The sequence below is a fragment of the Rhizobium grahamii CCGE 502 genome, from assembly GCF_000298315.2.
GTDB lineage: Bacteria > Pseudomonadota > Alphaproteobacteria > Rhizobiales > Rhizobiaceae > Rhizobium > Rhizobium grahamii.
This window is the reverse complement of the sequence record NZ_AEYE02000035.1, coordinates 571103-586577: the sequence shown is the minus strand read 5'-3', so window position 1 is coordinate 586577 and position 15475 is coordinate 571103. Positions and strand designations below refer to the sequence as shown.

The 15475-nt window shown below is 59.7% G+C and carries 15 protein-coding genes and 1 pseudogene; 7 read left to right on the top strand and 9 right to left on the bottom strand.

From position 1 onward, the window contains the following. Window positions 1–13 precede the first annotated feature (13 nt). A complete protein-coding gene (locus RGCCGE502_RS30185; protein ID WP_019280406.1) occupies window positions 14–1831 on the top strand; it encodes a serine aminopeptidase domain-containing protein in 1818 nt (605 codons plus the stop codon). A 47-nt stretch (window positions 1832–1878) separates the two neighbouring features. Here RGCCGE502_RS30185 and RGCCGE502_RS30180 read toward each other — a convergent pair whose 3' ends face one another. Next, complete coding sequence (locus tag RGCCGE502_RS30180) at window positions 1879–3009, bottom strand: calcium:cation antiporter (RefSeq protein ID WP_016558022.1); 1131 nt, start codon at window positions 3007–3009, stop codon at window positions 1879–1881. A 261-nt stretch (window positions 3010–3270) separates the two neighbouring features. Then, the gene (locus RGCCGE502_RS39320) at window positions 3271–3540 is read right to left on the bottom strand and encodes a hypothetical protein (protein ID WP_439332353.1); all 270 of its coding nucleotides are present in this window, start codon (window positions 3538–3540) and stop codon (window positions 3271–3273) included. On the opposite strand from RGCCGE502_RS39320, the pseudogene RGCCGE502_RS35925 reads away from it, so the two are divergent. From RGCCGE502_RS35925 to RGCCGE502_RS30165, 3 genes and pseudogenes are all read left to right on the top strand, one after another. Further along, window positions 3430–3878, top strand: a pseudogene (locus tag RGCCGE502_RS35925) (nucleoside deaminase). The gene RGCCGE502_RS39320 and the pseudogene RGCCGE502_RS35925 sit on opposite strands and share 111 nt — an antisense overlap. Before the next feature lie 106 nt (window positions 3879–3984). Continuing rightward, on the top strand, window positions 3985–4431 hold the full coding sequence (locus RGCCGE502_RS30170) for an SRPBCC family protein (RefSeq protein ID WP_016558020.1): 447 nt from the start codon (window positions 3985–3987) through the stop codon (window positions 4429–4431). 89 nt (window positions 4432–4520) lie between these two features. Further along, on the top strand, window positions 4521–5579 hold the full coding sequence (locus RGCCGE502_RS30165) for an adenylate/guanylate cyclase domain-containing protein (protein ID WP_016558019.1): 1059 nt from the start codon (window positions 4521–4523) through the stop codon (window positions 5577–5579). 76 nt (window positions 5580–5655) lie between these two features. Here RGCCGE502_RS30165 and RGCCGE502_RS30160 read toward each other — a convergent pair whose 3' ends face one another. The 6 genes from RGCCGE502_RS30160 to RGCCGE502_RS30135 form a co-directional block, all read right to left on the bottom strand. Beyond that, a complete protein-coding gene (locus tag RGCCGE502_RS30160; RefSeq protein WP_016558018.1) occupies window positions 5656–6093 on the bottom strand; it encodes a GFA family protein in 438 nt (145 codons plus the stop codon). A gap of 113 nt (window positions 6094–6206) precedes the next feature. After that, entirely contained in the window at window positions 6207–6785 is a 579-nt protein-coding gene (locus tag RGCCGE502_RS30155) for a sugar transferase (RefSeq protein ID WP_016558017.1), read from the bottom strand. Between the two features lie 42 nt (window positions 6786–6827). Then, window positions 6828–7739 carry an NAD-dependent epimerase/dehydratase family protein gene (locus tag RGCCGE502_RS30150; protein WP_016558016.1) on the bottom strand — a complete coding sequence of 304 codons (912 nt, stop codon included), beginning with the start codon at window positions 7737–7739 and terminating at the stop codon, window positions 6828–6830. Between the two features lie 52 nt (window positions 7740–7791). Beyond that, complete coding sequence (locus tag RGCCGE502_RS30145; RefSeq protein ID WP_016558015.1) at window positions 7792–9717, bottom strand: polysaccharide biosynthesis protein; 1926 nt, start codon at window positions 9715–9717, stop codon at window positions 7792–7794. 5 nt (window positions 9718–9722) lie between these two features. Further along, window positions 9723–11087 carry an O-antigen ligase family protein gene (locus tag RGCCGE502_RS30140; protein ID WP_019280404.1) on the bottom strand — a complete coding sequence of 455 codons (1365 nt, stop codon included), beginning with the start codon at window positions 11085–11087 and terminating at the stop codon, window positions 9723–9725. After that, complete coding sequence (locus RGCCGE502_RS30135) at window positions 11084–11827, bottom strand: glycosyltransferase family 25 protein (RefSeq protein ID WP_016558013.1); 744 nt, start codon at window positions 11825–11827, stop codon at window positions 11084–11086. Before RGCCGE502_RS30135 ends, RGCCGE502_RS30140 begins: the two co-directional genes overlap by 4 nt. A gap of 461 nt (window positions 11828–12288) precedes the next feature. Between RGCCGE502_RS30135 and RGCCGE502_RS30130 the strand changes: the two genes are divergently transcribed. The 3 genes from RGCCGE502_RS30130 (at window position 12289) to RGCCGE502_RS30120 (ending at window position 14663) form a co-directional block, all read left to right on the top strand. Next, window positions 12289–13062 carry a DeoR/GlpR family DNA-binding transcription regulator gene (locus RGCCGE502_RS30130; protein ID WP_016558012.1) on the top strand — a complete coding sequence of 258 codons (774 nt, stop codon included), beginning with the start codon at window positions 12289–12291 and terminating at the stop codon, window positions 13060–13062. A 51-nt stretch (window positions 13063–13113) separates the two neighbouring features. Further along, on the top strand, window positions 13114–13572 hold the full coding sequence (locus RGCCGE502_RS30125) for a YbaK/EbsC family protein (protein ID WP_016558011.1): 459 nt from the start codon (window positions 13114–13116) through the stop codon (window positions 13570–13572). 89 nt (window positions 13573–13661) lie between these two features. Beyond that, window positions 13662–14663 carry a Tim44 domain-containing protein gene (locus RGCCGE502_RS30120; protein ID WP_016558010.1) on the top strand — a complete coding sequence of 334 codons (1002 nt, stop codon included), beginning with the start codon at window positions 13662–13664 and terminating at the stop codon, window positions 14661–14663. Between the two features lie 30 nt (window positions 14664–14693). Here the strand turns inward: RGCCGE502_RS30120 and RGCCGE502_RS30115 are convergent, their stop codons facing one another. Further along, window positions 14694–15362, bottom strand: coding sequence for a J domain-containing protein (locus RGCCGE502_RS30115; protein WP_016558009.1), 669 nt, complete (start codon window positions 15360–15362; stop codon window positions 14694–14696). Between the last annotated feature and the right edge of the window lie 113 nt (window positions 15363–15475).

Here is a 15475-nt window from a genome sequence, read left to right as displayed (position 1 = left end):
GGGGCATGGGACAATGACAGTGACAGACAGCGAGGCAACTTCAGTCACAAGAGTGCATTGCGCCTCGCGGCCGATCGCCTTCGGCTCGACTATCGGCCTGTATGCGGAAGCACGGGAAGGGATGCGGCCCAGTGGTCTTGCCGTGCTTCTTCTCAATCCCTGGGGGATAGAAGAGATGTGCACGCGCCGGTTCTACCGGATCCTGGCCGAGCGACTCTCCGGCATCGGCGTTGCCAGCTTGCGTTTCGATTATTCGGGAACGGTGAATTCGCTCGACGAAACGGCCTGCGAACGTGGGCTCTCAGTCTGGCAGGAGCAGGTTGCAACGGCGGCGGAGACCCTCAAGGGGCTTTCGGGTGCGCGTAGTCTCGTTTTCCTCGGACAGGGGATCGGCGCGAGCCTCGCCCTATTGCTGGCCGATCAGGCGCCTAAGCCGGATGCCGTCGCCCTCCTTGCGCCTGTGCTAAAGGGGCGGGCCTACTTGCGCGAGCTGTCGCTCTATTCCAGGCTCATCGACGATGGCCTTGGTATCAGGCCAGAACTGCGAGACAACGCAGCCGGATCGATTGCCGGATTGCGCATGCCGCGGGCAGTGGCCGATGACCTCAGGCGGCTTGACCTTACACAATTGGAGATCGACGCAAAACCGAACGTGTTCTTTGCCGATCGCCCCGGTCTCGAAAGTGATCCCACACTCCGCAATCAGCTTGAGGCAAGCGGATGCCGACTACGTGCGATGGCTTTTTCCGGCTACGATGCCCTTGTTTCCAATCCCCTCAACCAGGAGATTCCCGACACGGTGATTGGGGAGCTGATCGATTGGGTCGAGTCACTTCCGCACTATCGCAGCGAGCGCATGCTGCCCAGGACTAGGCCGATGCCCGTCGCATCGGTTCGATCAAGGTCCATTCGTGAAACCTCCGTTCGCTTCGGTCCGGATGCGCGGCTATATGGCATCCTGTGTGAACCAATAGAAACGTTCGCCGGTGTGACGGCGGTCATTCTGACGACTGCGTACGATCATGCGGCAGGGTGGGGACGCTCCTCCGTCGAGCTTGCGCGTGAACTCGCCATGGCCGGGGTGGCGTCGTTGCGCTTTGACAGCGCCGGGGTGGGAGACAGTCCGCCCGTGTCCGGCCGTCGCAAGCAAGTTCTCTATGACGAAGCGCAGGTCGGCGATGTGGCGCTGGCGCGAGACTTTCTCGACGCTCACGGCACGGGCGGCCGGGCGATCCTGATCGGACGTTGCAGCGGTGCCTACGTCGCGTTTCGGAGCGTCCTTGCCGATCCAAGGTGGGAGTCCTGCATCCTTGTCAACCCGGTCGCATTTCGGTGGCGGTTCAGGGGGCTTCCAAAGACATTGAAGTCCTACCTTAAGAATGCCCTCGACCCTGAGAGCCTGCGCCGTCTGTGGGCGGGAGATCTCGACCTTGGTGCCGTGACGAGGAACATTTCCATGCGTCTCGTTGACCGAATGGCAGGGCGCCTGTCGTCTGTTTTTGCGCCAGCCAAGCCGCTGACGCAACTGACCCGGCAGGTGCACCGCGATTTCCAGGTTCTTGCCGACCGGCAGATGCCGCTCGCGATCGTCTACACGGAAGGGGACGAGGGCCAGGAGATGTTTCGGGTCAATTTTGGCGATGCGGGTGAAAAACTGTCTGCCTATCCCAACGTGCGGCTCCACCTATTTCCCGATGCCGACCACAATCTGACACCGTTGCCGAGCCGGGAAAGACTGATTGAGTTGGCCAAGGACGAGGCGCTCGCCCTTGGTGCCAGTTCTCATAAAAACGCATCACACGGCGCTGAGGCTCTTCGGCAATCGATTTAGGGATCGACCGCCCGGCGAAATCCTGACTGCCTGCGGGAAGCGTCGCCTCAAGTTTCAAATATCAGCAGGAAATATGCCACGAACAGGACAAGGTGCACGGCGCCCTGCATCAGATGAGTGCGACCGCTTGCAAAGGTGATGATGCTGAGTGCCAGCGTCAGGATAAGCATGACGGTATCCGTACGCTCCAGCCCAAGCACGACTGGGTGTCCGGTCATATGGCTGATCGCCAGCATTGCGGGGACCGTCAATCCGATGGTGGAGAGCACCGATCCCAGGAAGATATTGACGGATCGCTGCAAGTGATTGGCCACTGATGCGCGCACCGCGCTGATTGCCTCGGGGGTCGCGACCAGGATTGCCATGATCAGGCCGCCCAAGGCTGCCGGGGCATGAAGCGTCTCGATGAAGTAGTCGATCGGGGCAGCCAGTTCTTCGACCAGGAAGACGACGAGGGCCATGTACGCCACCAACAGGACGACGGGAAAAATGAGCCCTCCTTCTTCCCATTCGGCATCTCGCGCGTGAACCTCTCCGGCATCGTCGATGAAAAAGTCTCGATGGCGTCCGGTCTGCAAGATCAGAAAGACGGTGTAGAGCCCGACGGAAATAAAGGCGAGGACTGTCTGCTGAACGCTCGAGTAGGGCGGTCCGCTCGCCGAATGGGTAAAGTTCGGCATGATCATGCTGAGTGTGGCCAGTGGCACGATGACGCCGAGATAAGCGTTGGCACCCTGGAGGTTGTGATGCTGATCATTGCGCCGCCAGCCGCCAATCAGCAGTGACAGTCCGACCATGCCGTTGAGTATGATCATCACAACGGCAAAAAGAGTGTCGCGTACCAAGGTCGGGTTGTTTTCGCCATGCCGCATGACCGCCGTGATGGCCATGACTTCGATCGAGGTGATCGCAAGTGTCAATATGAGTGTGCCGTAGGGTTCGCCCAGTCGTTCTGCCAGATGATCGGCATGCCGCACGACCGACAATGCGCAGCCGAGGACGACTGAGAACAGCCATGCAAAGATGATAAACAGCCACACAGCATTGGAAAGGAGAGCGAAGATCGATTGACCGGAAGTCAGAAACACCACGCTCGTCAAAAGACCGAACCCAAGTAGCCATTCGCGGCGTATCGACGCCAGCCTTCTTTGTTGATGTACGGCTGCTTCCCGATCCATCCTGCCGTCCTTTTTGTGCTTTGGAGAATACGCCACAAGCCGACGGGTCCGTCCACTCCCATCGATAGTGGTAATGCCGCTGCCGTGACATTCATTGAAGGCGACATACGCACCGAGCCGCACGCCATACCAGCCAAGGACTTCCGTGAGCCGGCCTGCGCCGACCGCTATAACGCGTCGCCGTTGAGCGTACAGCGTGGGCAGTCGTTCATTTGTTTCTCTATTTTGGGCAGCCAAATGCCTTTACTTAGACAACCGGATTCATTGCTTAGAACAGAAAATGACTGTTGTAGCGATCCATATCACCGATCTTGGATCTGATTTCCGGCCCATGGAAATCCCTCCGATCCGAGGGAAGATCATCCCGCGCAACTCTTGGGGGGGCTCATGGAAAATCGGCAGCCGTTTCTGCGCGAGGCGATTGCGCCCTCGATATCCGCGACGGCAAACGGCGACGAACCATTTGGCTCGGTACTGGTAAAGCAAGGCGAGGTCATCCTGCGCGCCGAAAACAGCGTCTCCAGCGGCCATGATATGACCAATCACGCAGAGATGAATCAGGTTAAACTGGCAGCGCAGCACTACGACCATGCTTTTCTCGGTGACGCACGCCCTACACCACCACTGAGCCGTGGGCGATGTGCTCCGGGGCGATCTACTGGTCGGGTATCGGGCGTATGGTGTTTGCGTGCTCAGAAACGCGGCTCGGCGAGATTGCTGGGATCGGGTTAAACGTGCCTAGCCGGTCGGTGTTGCAGACCGGCGCGCGTGCGGTCGCTGTGGTTGGACGGGGCGTTCGCAGTGGCAGGGGTCTTGATTTTCCTGCGCCGAAGTGCGGGCACGGGGGTGTCAAAATCAATTGCGGGTGATCTGATAAACTTGTTGGACTCGCCGGCCCTCCTATGTGCTTCATGAGACTAATTCAACTTTATGTCACGGGTTGCGCCGGCAGTCGTGACAGGAAAGGGAAGAGCCATGCAGGAGTCGACCGTCGTCCACCGTGAAACCTACATCCCCGCGCCGCCATCTGCCGTTTTTGCGTTGTTGACCGATCCTGAGAAGATCCTGCGATGGATGGGGACGGAAGCCCAGGTCGAACCGCAGCCGGGCGGGCTTTATCTCGTCAACGTCACGGGGTCTCGCTTCGCTCGAGGATCGTTTCGGGAAGTGATACCTGTGCATCGGCTCGCTTACAGTTTCGGCTGGGACGGCAGCGAGATCGTGCCGCCGGGCTCAAGTCTGGTGGAGATCGATCTGATCGAAAGGCCGGACGGGACACTTTTGAAATTGACCCATTCGGGGCTGCCGAACGCCGAGCAATGCGCCGGCCATTCGGAAGGCTGGGAACATTATCTTGGACGGCTGGCAGAATGTGCAGCCGGGCGAACACCGGCTCCGGATCCCTGGAGTGGTCGCGTTTGATGGCCTCCGACAGGAAGGCCGTCAGTCAATCATTAAATGTCTCCCTTAGGACGGACCGGACGGCGGTAGCGCGATGACGGCATGATTATATGGAGCTATCACCCTCCCTCACATGGCTTCTCGATGAAGCAGGTACGGCGCCAACTCCTGAGTGGTTCCTTGCGGAACTGGGTCGCAGGCTTCTGTTCGACGGTCTGCCGATCGCCGGTGGCGCGCTCACGCTTGCTGCCCCACACCCGATCGTCACCCGCCGCACATGGCTTTGGCGTGCTGTGACAGGTGAGGTGATCGAGGCCCTGAGCTTTTCCGATGTCTTGTTCGGCGAGGCCGACGCCCAGTGGCTTTCGGGCCTCGGACCAGTTGAGGAAAACACTGTCGGCAAGCCTCCCGCCAACGCCACTCTTGGATGGGCCGGAGCCCGGCAATTTACCGACAGCGAGTGTCTTTGCCTTAGGGACGTGGCGCGCTTTGCCGCACCATCGGTGGCGGCACTTTCGGCAAGGGCAGGGCTGTCCGCTCTCCTCGAGGCCTATCTTGGTCGGAGAAGTGCCGCGCGCGTACAGGCCGGTGCGATGACACGCGGCGTCGGCGAGACCATACAGGCTACGTTGCTCTGTGCGGATCTGCGGGACTTCACGGCTCTCTCGGAGGAAACAGAGCCTGCGGTGATGATCGCGACGCTCGACGCGTGGTTTGAACGGATAGCCGGTGCGGTGCACGCATTCGGCGGCGAAGTACTGAAGTTCATGGGCGATGGTGTGTTGGCGATCTTCCCCGTTACCAGCACCCCCGGGGCCGCGTGCGAAGCGGCACTTCGAGCGGTCTCCTCGGCGCGCGCCGGCATGGCGCATCTCGACACTTTGCGTCAAAACGCGGGAGCTCCCGCCCTTCCTTTCGGAATCGCCCTTCACTTCGGAGAAATCCTCTGGGGCAACGTCGGTGCGGCGGATCGCCTGGATTTCACGGCGATCGGCCCGGCAGTGAACCTCGTCAGCCGGCTTGAAGGACTGTGCAAGCCCTTGGGACATACTGTGCTCGTTTCGGGAGCCGTGGCGACCGAGGTGACGGTGCCCCTTGTCTCTGCCGGACATCACCGGTTACGCGGAATTGCCGAACCATGCGCGGTCTTTACACTGGCCAAGGATTGAAACAGGCCGGCGGGCGAGGCGCCGGGCATCCAATACGCGCTCGCATGCTCAATCGCATCCTAAGCACTTCTCAGATCTAGAACCAGACGTCGGCGACGGTCCGGGTGTCGGGCGGCAGATCCTCGAAACTATGAAGCCCGTCGAACCGTTGAAGGCGGATGCCGGCGACATCGTCGGGGTCGGCCAGGCGAAGGTTGAGCGCAGTTCTCGCAAGCCCGTCGCGACCAGGCTTGAGCGCGCGCCAACTCACGAGGTTTCCGCAATGACTGCAGAAGTTGAATGAAAGCGTGGGCCTGCCGCGCGTATATGCCCTGAGCGCGCCGAACTTGTCTTCGAGCTCTATCCCCTGACCGTCATAATCATAGGCCCAAAGTGCGCCATAGCGACGGCAGACCGTGCAGTTGCAAATCGTTGCATCAGGAATTGCGCCATGAAATTTCCAGTGGACGGCTCCGCAATGACAGGAGCCGTGCGTTGTGGTTGTCGATGCGTGATTTTCGGAACGCGTGGACATTGACGTTCTCCCGACGATTTGCCCCGAAAACCTCTAACGCAGATCATCCGGAAAATTAAGGCGCAACGCGCGCTTGCATGTCGACGGTGGCCCCGGTTCCTGCACTGAGGCCTTCACTTGGCGGCAGCGTCGCCGGTTCCCCGCCCGAGCACGGTGCCAACGACAAGAACGATGTCCTGCCAGAGCCCGGCTTTCCTGATATACTGGGCGTCTGCTTCGGCGAGTGCCTGCGGCGTCGACATGTCTATTCCCTGGAGCTGTGCCAAGCCGGTTATGCCGGGGCGGACGGAAAAGACACCATGCTTGCGGCGCGCGGCAATGACCTCGCCTTGCGTCGGCAGGCAAGGTCGGGGGCCGACGAGGCTCATTTCACCTTTCAGCACGTTGATGAGCTGCGGCAGTTCGTCAAGCTTATATGTTCTCAACCGTCTGCCAAGCGGCGTAATCCAGGAAACTGCCGCGTCGTGGGAGCCGACATTGGGTGTCCCGGCGGCCATGGTACGGAATTTGATGCACACAAACGGCATCTCGTAGCGCCCCACACGCTCTTGGCGGAAGAGCGCGCCGCCCGGAGAAGACCTGCGAACAAGTACCACGAGAACGAGGAAGATCGGCGACAGCAGGATCAGTCCGAAGGATGCTGCACAGATATCGAACAGCCGCTTCATTAGTCGGTTAAAGCCGTAGAGCATGGAAAACTAGTGTTCCTGTCGAAGATCCGGGACACGAAGCGCTCAAAAACAGCGCTTCAGCGCCTGCCCCATATCAAAAGGGGGCGTCCAATCCAAGAGCGAGCGCGTTGGCGTGATGTCAACTTCCAGCCATTCGGTCAGGCGCGACACCAGTTCTTTCTTGCCGGCAACGGCTGCCAGCGTTCGCAAGGCAAGCGGAGGACATGGTAGCAGCCGCGCCGGGCACCCGATCGCGGCGGCAAGGTGTCTGACAAGCTCCGGAGTCGAGACAGCGTCGACGTCACCAGCAAGCAGGACCTGTCCAGCGGCGGCTGGATGCAGCGCTGCTGTCAAAACTAGGTCGGAGAGGTTTTCCACATAGACCATCGATCTGCGATTGCTGATCGACGCAAGGGGCAGTGGGATGCCGCTTTTGACAAGCTTTGCCAGGGCGCGAAAACTGCCGCCAACGCCTCTGCCATAGACCAGGGGCGGACGAATGATGACGACCTCCATGCCCGACGACCGGGACAGCTCGATCAGGCGTTTTTCGGCTTCGAGCTTGGAGGCCGCGTAGTCGGTCTGCGGGGCAGGCACATCGTCAGGCGTGAAGGGGTGCCCCTTGACGCTCCGTTCGCCATTCACCTTGATCGTGCTCAGGAAGATAAACCGCCTGACACCGGACGCGGCAGCCTGCCCGGCAAGGTTGATGGTTCCCTCGATATTGACCGTCCGAAGGAGCTCGCGATCCTCTCCGGATCCGGTGACGACATTCTGGTTGGTCGCGGCAAGATGAATGACGATCTCGATGCCGGACAGTGCAGCGCTCCAATCGGTGGCACCGTCGATGTCGCCGACCGGACTGTATCCCTGCCGGCTGGTGCGGCTTGTCGCCCTGAAGGCAAGGCCGCGTGTGCACAACTCTTGTTGCAAATCCTGACCGACGAAACCGGTCGCACCGGTGACCAGCAGCATCGTCAGCTCCTGGTTGGCCGAGGGGCCGCGCTGACATCGGCCGGGGATCGCCTCATGAGGCCACTCCCTGGCGCACTGAGACGAGGTCGACCACGCCGTCAAACGGACGGTAGTCCTGGACGAGGTCGCTTAAAATCCGTCGCAAGCCGTCGACATCTCCGTCCTCGGCGACTGAATTCAATTGCTCGAGCTTCGGCGTCAGCATCTTCCATGCCATGAACCGCTCCTGTGCCCGCATGATCTTGATGTGATCCGTTGGTTGGGGATCATCGCCGATCAGCAGTTCCTCGTAGAGCTTTTCGCCCGGGCGCAGGCCTGTCGTCACAATGCGAATGTCGCCTGACGGATTCCGATCATCCTGAAGCGTCAAGCCCGACAGTTCAACCATACGGCGGGCGAGATCGATGATCTTCACAGGCTCGCCCATGTCGAGGACGAAGACATCGCCCCCTTTTGCCATGGTACCGGCCTGGATCACAAGTTCGGTCGCCTCCGGTATCGTCATGAAAAACCGCGTGATCTCGGGATGTGTCAGGGTAATGGGACCGCCTTGCCTGATCTGCTGGCGAAACAGCGGAACGACAGAACCGGATGATCCCAATACGTTGCCGAAGCGGACCATCGTCAGGATGGTCGACGCGCCCTCTGCTGCCAATCCCTGAAGGGCCATCTCCGCAAGCCGCTTGGTGGCGCCCATGATGTTGGTCGGTCTGACGGCCTTGTCCGTGCTGATCAAAATAAACCGTTCGACACCCGCATCGATCGCCGCCCTGGCAACGGCGACCGTGCCGAAGACATTGGTCTTCACGCCCTCGACCGGATTTTTCTCGACCAGGGGGACATGCTTGTAGGCCGCGGCGTGATAGACGATGTTGGGCTTCCATGTCTCCATGATCTTGCGAATGCGCAGTTCGTCGCAGACACTGGCAAGAAGAGGCACGATGTGAACGGCCCCATCCGAATTATTGTCGAGCAGCTCGTTTTCGAGGGCATAGAGACCATATTCGTTCTGGTCGAGGACGAGCAGCGTGGACGGCTTCAGCTTCGCAAGGCCTCGGCATAGCTCGCTGCCGATCGAACCGGCCGCGCCCGTCACCAGCACGACCCGGCCGCGAATGTTTCGTTCCAGGAGAGCGGCATCCGGCTTGACCGGTGTTCGGCCGAGCAGATCCTCGATATCCAGTTCCTGCAGGTCTGTGAATTCCGCCTGGCCGCCGGCAAGCGCGTTCAGATCCGGAACCGTGCGCACGGCAACGCGCGCGCCGCGTAGTTTCTCGAGAATTTCATTGCGACGTGAGCGCTCAATCTTCGGAAGTGCAAGCAGGATCGTGCGGACGTTCAGCCGCGCGCTCAGTTCGACGATCTTTTCCGGATCATAGACCATTGCGCCGCCGATGAGACTGCCGTGCAGGCTCCTGTCATCGTCGAGATAGCCGACGACCTTGAAATCGGCGCTGCCGCTTAGCGCACCGGCAACCTGCCTGCCACCGGATCCGGCACCATAGATCAGCATGTTCGTCTGGGTGTTCTGCCTCAGGATCCGCTTGTAGGCCTCGCTGAAGAAATAGCGTGCCATGAACCGGGTCAGTCCAATGGCCAGCAAGAGCAGCAGAGGCTGCATGATCCCGATCGTGCGTGGTATCCCGGGAAAGCTGATGGCCGTGAATACGGCCATGAACGCCAGGCCATAGATCGTTATCGCCTTGATCACCGTGATGAATGCAGACCAGCCGAGGAAGCGGAAGATCGCCCGGTAGAGACCCATGGTGATGAAGATCGGCAGGGCGATCACAAGTGATACCGGGATCGTCAATAGCTGCAGCCCGGTGAGCGTCACCCAGTCATTGAGACGAAAACAAAAGGCCAGCCAGATCGTCAGGACGCAGAGGCAGCAATCGACCAGCACTGCCAAAGCGCGCTTTGTTGGCCTTGGCAAGTCGAGAATGCTTTGGACGTATTTGTCGGAAACCGCCCGCATCCGCCTTACCCCTGGACCGGCTGTGGGATCGACGAGCCGCCATTGAACGTGGACCCGTCACGACCATCGGCAACGGCGGCCGAGCGCAGCTTCATCGAGCACGCAAAACATGTGGCCGCAAAAAGCAGTGCGTAGGATTCGCCGATCGCAAGGCGATTGTTGGAGTTGCTGAGAATGGTGACGGCAAAGTAGATCGCGAACGTCAGATGGCATGCAAAGGCGCTTCTGCTGATGATCCCGGCCGCCGAAGCGCGATAGACACGGTAGATGCCTGAGAGGACGATCACCGCCAAAATTGCAAGTCCAACGAAACCATAGCGGATGAGGATCTCGAGGTATCCGTTGTGCATCAGGGTATAGGTGACCCCGCGGTAAGGCGTGGTCTGCCAGATCGCCAGCCATCCGTTGCCGCTGCCAAAGGCCGGCGAGACGGATATGACGTCGATCGCATTGGCCCACAGCTGCAGCCGCTCATCCAGCGATGGCGGTGTGTCGGGGGAGGAGATGGCGTCCTGCATGGCATGTTCCACGGAAACGCCGCTTTCCAGCCGACCGGCGATGCCCATGACGGATTCGAACGTGGAGGCTCCGAAATGCGCGATATTGCCACGAACCTCATAGGTACCCCAGGACAATATCACGAGACCGCCGATCGCGGCGAGAAGGACGGTCTTCCGCCTGAGATAGAACAATGTCGACGCAAACATCAGCGCAACAGCCGGCAGCAAGGCAATCCAGACACCCTTGGACTTGGCGCCATAGACATTGAAGATTGCAATGCCGATCACTGCCAAGGCGATCGCCGAAACGATCGACTTCGTGCGTGTTGAGCTTCCGGTTTCCCATTGATGCAGGGCCCAGTAGAAGGCTCCAATGAACAGAAAGCCACATCCGACCGCACCGTGGATAGAATTGTGGTTGAAGCCAGGCGATATCCGCTCGCCGGCCAGGAGCACGGAATAGGGCGTCGATACGATCAAAAAGATGAGGGCACAGCAGAAGAATGCCAAAAGGATTGGCCTGACGAGGTGCCAGCTCGCGTGCAGCGCCATGCCCATCGCTGGAAAGAAGATCGCGAAGGCGTAGAGCCACTCGGACGCTCCCTTTTCCCCGTCGACGATCAACCCAAAGAGGAATCGCACCAGCGCAAAAGCGCCCCAGGCGACACACAAGATCGCCAGCCAGTCGGACGAATTGGCGCGAAGGGGTGGCCTGCGATAGGCGAGGGTCAAACCCATCAGCAGGAGGGCGGCATATCGATAGAAATCGCTTTCTATGATCGTTACGGACATCATTCCGAGCCAAAGGATGGCGAGGACGACATCAAGGCTTGCCGACTTCACCTGAGCGCTTGATATGGGCATTGTCATGATAGTGCATACCGTATTCGGCGCGCATACTCGACGACGCGAAGGAAATGCGTTCCGAGCTTACGGACGCCTTTTAGCTTCACCGCACGGTATTGAGCCCTGTTGGCAATCTGGCTCACAGTGGAGCGTTCGGAGAGTTCGACGATGTTCTGCCGGACGGTGTAGATGCTGACGCCTGTCTTCCATCCGCGCTCGAGGGTCATGTCGTAGGGAAATTCGATGTCGTTACCGCTTCGGAGCAGCTTTCGGGCTCCTTCGCGGGTGACGAGATAGCAGGCCGCGGACCCCTGTGGGCCGTGAAGACAGCGCCCGATTGCATCTCCGTATTCCGAGACTGCAACCGTCCGACACCATTTTGACCTGTGATTGAGCAACTTGACGACCTCGGCAGACGGAACGGCCCGCAGGATCGCCTCCGCTCGGAGCGTAAGATCCTGCTGCAATTCCACGTCGTCTTCCATGATGATGGCGTTTTCGTAGTCACTCGAGAGAAAAGCCTGCAGTGCCTTCATATGGGCACGATAGCAGCCATACTCGCCGGGCAGCATGTGACGGCCATTCCGGCGCAGAAACTCCTTCTCGTTGAAGCCCGATCTCTCGATGGTAGGAATGGAGCGTCCATCGACGCCCGCCACGCGATCGATCTGCATGCCGGCCAAGGTAGCTTGCGACGACACTTCCGCCCATCGTTCGGAAGAGCCGTCCATATTGATCACGTACGCACCGATCGACCGTTGCAAACGCCTCTGTCCTGTTGCCGTAGTCAGTTCTAGCATCTAATTCGCGTCGTTTGTGGCGCCGCTCGGCCGTGTGTACCGCGGTCGGGGAAGTCGAGAATCGTCATCGTTCTACCTGCCGTTGATGGCGCCAAGCCATAGTATTTCCGCCTTTTCTTATCTACAACACCTTCTGCGTGTGTGTCCACAATTGTGACAACAGCTTTCCCCGAACGGCGCGGTAGGGAGTCGGCGCTCGCGGCCTCGAAACGCCGCAGTCTCTATCCTCGGATTGGCAAGCCATTGCAAGCCCGATAGCATCGCCTTGTACAGTTTTCGAGGACCGCGGGGATGCCCAGTCTTTGTGCGGCCTGCCCGATCGGACAGCTGCCACTGCCTGTTTGCCATCATCCGTCTTGCGCGCGTCTTCGCCTCTGTTAAGCATTCTCCTGTAGACCCAAACAGAAACGAAAGAGACCGCACTCATGTTCCTGAGCGATCGCCAAACGGAAATAGTCGGGATGGCAAGATCGAACGGACGCGTGTTCGTCGAGGAGCTCGCGACCCATTTCACGGTAACCCCACAGACAATTCGAAAGGATCTCAACGATCTCTGTGACGCACAGATCCTGACCCGTGTTCATGGCGGCGCTACGTTTCCGAGCGGGACGGAGAATGTGAAGTACGAAGCGAGGCGTCAGATCGCGGCCACCGAAAAACAGGCAATCGGTATTGCCGCTGCCGATCTCATTCCTAACAACAGCTCGCTTTTCATCAACATCGGAACGACTACGGAGGCAGTTGGCGAAGCGCTGACCAACCATCAGGAACTGATGGTGATCACCAATAATATCAACGTTGCCAACAGGCTGCGGCTGTTTCCTACCATCGAAGTGGTGATCGCCGGTGGTGTGGTGCGAGGGTCGGATGGCGGTATCGTCGGAGAGGCTGCCGTCGATTTCATCCGGCAATTCAAGGTTGACTATGCGGTCATCGGTACGTCTGCGATCGACGCGGATGGTGCGCTGCTTGATTACGACTTTCGCGAAGTGAAGGTCGCGCAAGCAATCATCGCAAATGCTCGCCACGTCATTCTCGTAGCCGATTCGACGAAATTCGAGCGGACCGCGCCCGTTCGCATCGCACAGCTTCCACAGGTGCACACCTTCATCACGGATCGATGCATTACCCCGTCGATTCGACGCCTCTGTCACGAAAATAGCGTGAAATTGATCGAGACATCGGCGACCCGTCCGTAGAGACCGGCACAGGGGGTTCATTTGCTTCTGATCCTGCGCTAGCTTCTCCCAATGAGTCTAGAAACCGTCCGGGCGTTCTTCAACGCCCACGCTCCCGATGTAGAAATCATCGAAACTGCTTCGAATTCTTCCACCGTGGCGCTGGCGGCCGAAGCGCATGGTGTCGATCCGGCGCAGATTGCCAAGACGATTTGCCTGCGGGTGGGCGAAGAGACCATGCTTGTTGTCGCCGGCGGCCTCTCGCGGCTCGACAACAGGAAGGTCAAGGACAGGTTCGGCGCAAAGGGCAGGATGCTCGGTCCGGACGAAGTCATGCAGGTGACGAGCCATCCCGTCGGTGGGGTCTGTCCGTTCGGGCTCCCGACGACATTGCCGATCTACTGCGACATTTCTCTCAGGCGATTCGACGTGGTCGTGCCCGCTGCAGGCTCGACCAATTCGGCCGTTCGGATTTCCACCGAGCGCCTGGCCGACCTCACCGGCGCGACATGGGTGGATGTCTGCCAATAGAGATTGAACGCCCAAAAGCTTCAAACCTGCCGAGCAGTCCCTATATATGTCCCTGACATCAGTTGGTCGTCACGACAGGAGAAGATTTGATGCCCGGTGCCGTTTCGCGTTTTGCCAAGATTGTGGCCATCGCCGTCCTGACAGGCGCTTCCGTTTTTGCCTCGATCGGGGAGGCTGACGCGCGCCGCGCGGGCAGCTCCGGCTTCGGCAGCCGCGGCACTAGGACATTCCAGGCACCGCCTGTCACCAGGACCGCGCCGGCACCGGCTTCTCCGATCGAGCGCTCGATGACGCCGCGCCCCCAGAACACTGCGCCCTATGCCGGCCAATCGCCTGTCAATACACAGCGACCAGGCCTTTTTAACGGCTTCGGACGGTCGATGATCGGTGGCCTTGTGGCCGGCGGCCTTCTCGGCATGCTGCTTGGCCATGGCTTTGGCGGCGGCTTCGGGTTCCTCGGCATGTTGCTGCAGTTCGCCCTGATCGCGATCGCGATCTCTTTTGCCATGCGCTTCTTCGCCAACCGCCGCCAGCCTGCTTATGGCTCTGCGCCAGGTCAGGCCGGGCGCAGCTCAATGGCTGCGAGCGGTAACACCTCATCGTTTCCCATTCCGTCGATCGGCTCGGGCGGTGGCTACGGCGATCGCCAGGCCAAGGTGAAGCAGGGCGACGAGGTCGGTCTTGGCGAACGCGACCTTGATCGCTTCGAGCAATTGCTGACGGACATCCAGACCGCCTATGGCAGTGAAGACTACGGCACCTTGCGTAGACTGACGACGCCCGAAGCGATGTCTTACCTTGCCGAAGAGCTGGGCGAGAACGCTACGAATGGTGTGCGCAACAAGGTCTCGAACGTCAAGTTGTTGCAGGGTGATATCGCCGAAGCCTGGCGTGAGGATGGGGCCGATTACGCAACGCTCGCGATGCGCTACTCCTCGATTGACTCGCTCGTCGAGCGCGGCAGCGGCAAGCTTGTCAGCGGCGATGAGAGCCGCCCGACGGAGACGACGGAAGTCTGGACATTTGTGCGCAAGGGCGGAGGCGAGTGGAAGCTCGCCGCGATCCAAGGGACCGAACAGCGCGCCGCCTGATCGGGCGACGCGAGCCGCCCTGGCCCTGTCTTAGCCCTCCTGGGCGGCGGATGGCACAACCCATAGCGGCCGGTCCTCGCGCTTGCGAAGTGCAGGCCCGGACTGGTCCTCGACGGCAAGGCCTTCTTCTTCGAGGTCCTGGACATCGACCTCATAGCTGTAGTCATAGATCATTTCGCACGCGCGTTCATTGGCTTTGATCTTGGCGTCCGTTTCGTTGATCGCTACCGCAATGGCCTTGATACGAGCCCGCAACATTGAGCCCAGGATGTCGGTGGTCGGTCGCTTTTCCAGCCGCTCAAGATGATGTTCGATGCGTTGGGCGTGACGTTCGAGTTCGCGTTTGCTGAAGCGTGCCTTGCGCATTTCCTCAGAAAGATCCGTGCGCATGCGCGCTAGCGGGTCGAAGGTCCCCGGCTCGCGTTCGTCGAGTGTCAGCTGATTGACCAGCTTCTCGACGACCATCAGCGCCTGCAGGTCTACCGGGTCCGCCAGTTCCACGTCATAGCCGGTATCGTCGAAGACCTTCCTGCGCACCGGGTCCTGCAGAAGTTCGTAGGCCTTCTGCACGCGGCTGAACGCATCCGGGCTGCCGCCCGAGTCCGGATGGGTCGCTTTGGCGCGCCGGCGGTATGCGCCCTTCACCTGGTCGTCACTGGCGTCGCGCCGCACACCAAGAATCTCATAAGGATTGGTCACTATCCCTCCGTCGTTGCTCGGACATTGCCGTGACATCCATGAAGGGCATTCGTCCCTCGAGGCCTTCTTCTATCATCAGTGGGGCGGAGTTTGGACAAAAAGAATAAACAAAA

Bases quoted from the DNA above. Each gene is read 5' to 3' on its own strand.
- RGCCGE502_RS30185 (WP_019280406.1), top strand. From the start codon at position 14: ATGACAGTGACAGACAGCGAGGCAACTTCAGTCACAAGAGTGCATTGC.
- RGCCGE502_RS30180 (WP_016558022.1), bottom strand. From the start codon at position 3,009: ATGGATCGGGAAGCAGCCGTACATCAACAAAGAAGGCTGGCGTCGATA.
- RGCCGE502_RS39320 (WP_439332353.1), bottom strand. From the start codon at position 3,540: ATGGCCGCTGGAGACGCTGTTTTCGGCGCGCAGGATGACCTCGCCTTG.
- RGCCGE502_RS30170 (WP_016558020.1), top strand. From the start codon at position 3,985: ATGCAGGAGTCGACCGTCGTCCACCGTGAAACCTACATCCCCGCGCCG.
- RGCCGE502_RS30165 (WP_016558019.1), top strand. From the start codon at position 4,521: ATGGAGCTATCACCCTCCCTCACATGGCTTCTCGATGAAGCAGGTACG.
- RGCCGE502_RS30160 (WP_016558018.1), bottom strand. From the start codon at position 6,093: ATGTCCACGCGTTCCGAAAATCACGCATCGACAACCACAACGCACGGC.
- RGCCGE502_RS30155 (WP_016558017.1), bottom strand. From the start codon at position 6,785: ATGCTCTACGGCTTTAACCGACTAATGAAGCGGCTGTTCGATATCTGT.
- RGCCGE502_RS30150 (WP_016558016.1), bottom strand. From the start codon at position 7,739: ATGCTGCTGGTCACCGGTGCGACCGGTTTCGTCGGTCAGGATTTGCAA.
- RGCCGE502_RS30145 (WP_016558015.1), bottom strand. From the start codon at position 9,717: ATGCGGGCGGTTTCCGACAAATACGTCCAAAGCATTCTCGACTTGCCA.
- RGCCGE502_RS30140 (WP_019280404.1), bottom strand. From the start codon at position 11,087: ATGACAATGCCCATATCAAGCGCTCAGGTGAAGTCGGCAAGCCTTGAT.
- RGCCGE502_RS30130 (WP_016558012.1), top strand. From the start codon at position 12,289: ATGTTCCTGAGCGATCGCCAAACGGAAATAGTCGGGATGGCAAGATCG.
- RGCCGE502_RS30125 (WP_016558011.1), top strand. From the start codon at position 13,114: ATGAGTCTAGAAACCGTCCGGGCGTTCTTCAACGCCCACGCTCCCGAT.
- RGCCGE502_RS30120 (WP_016558010.1), top strand. From the start codon at position 13,662: ATGCCCGGTGCCGTTTCGCGTTTTGCCAAGATTGTGGCCATCGCCGTC.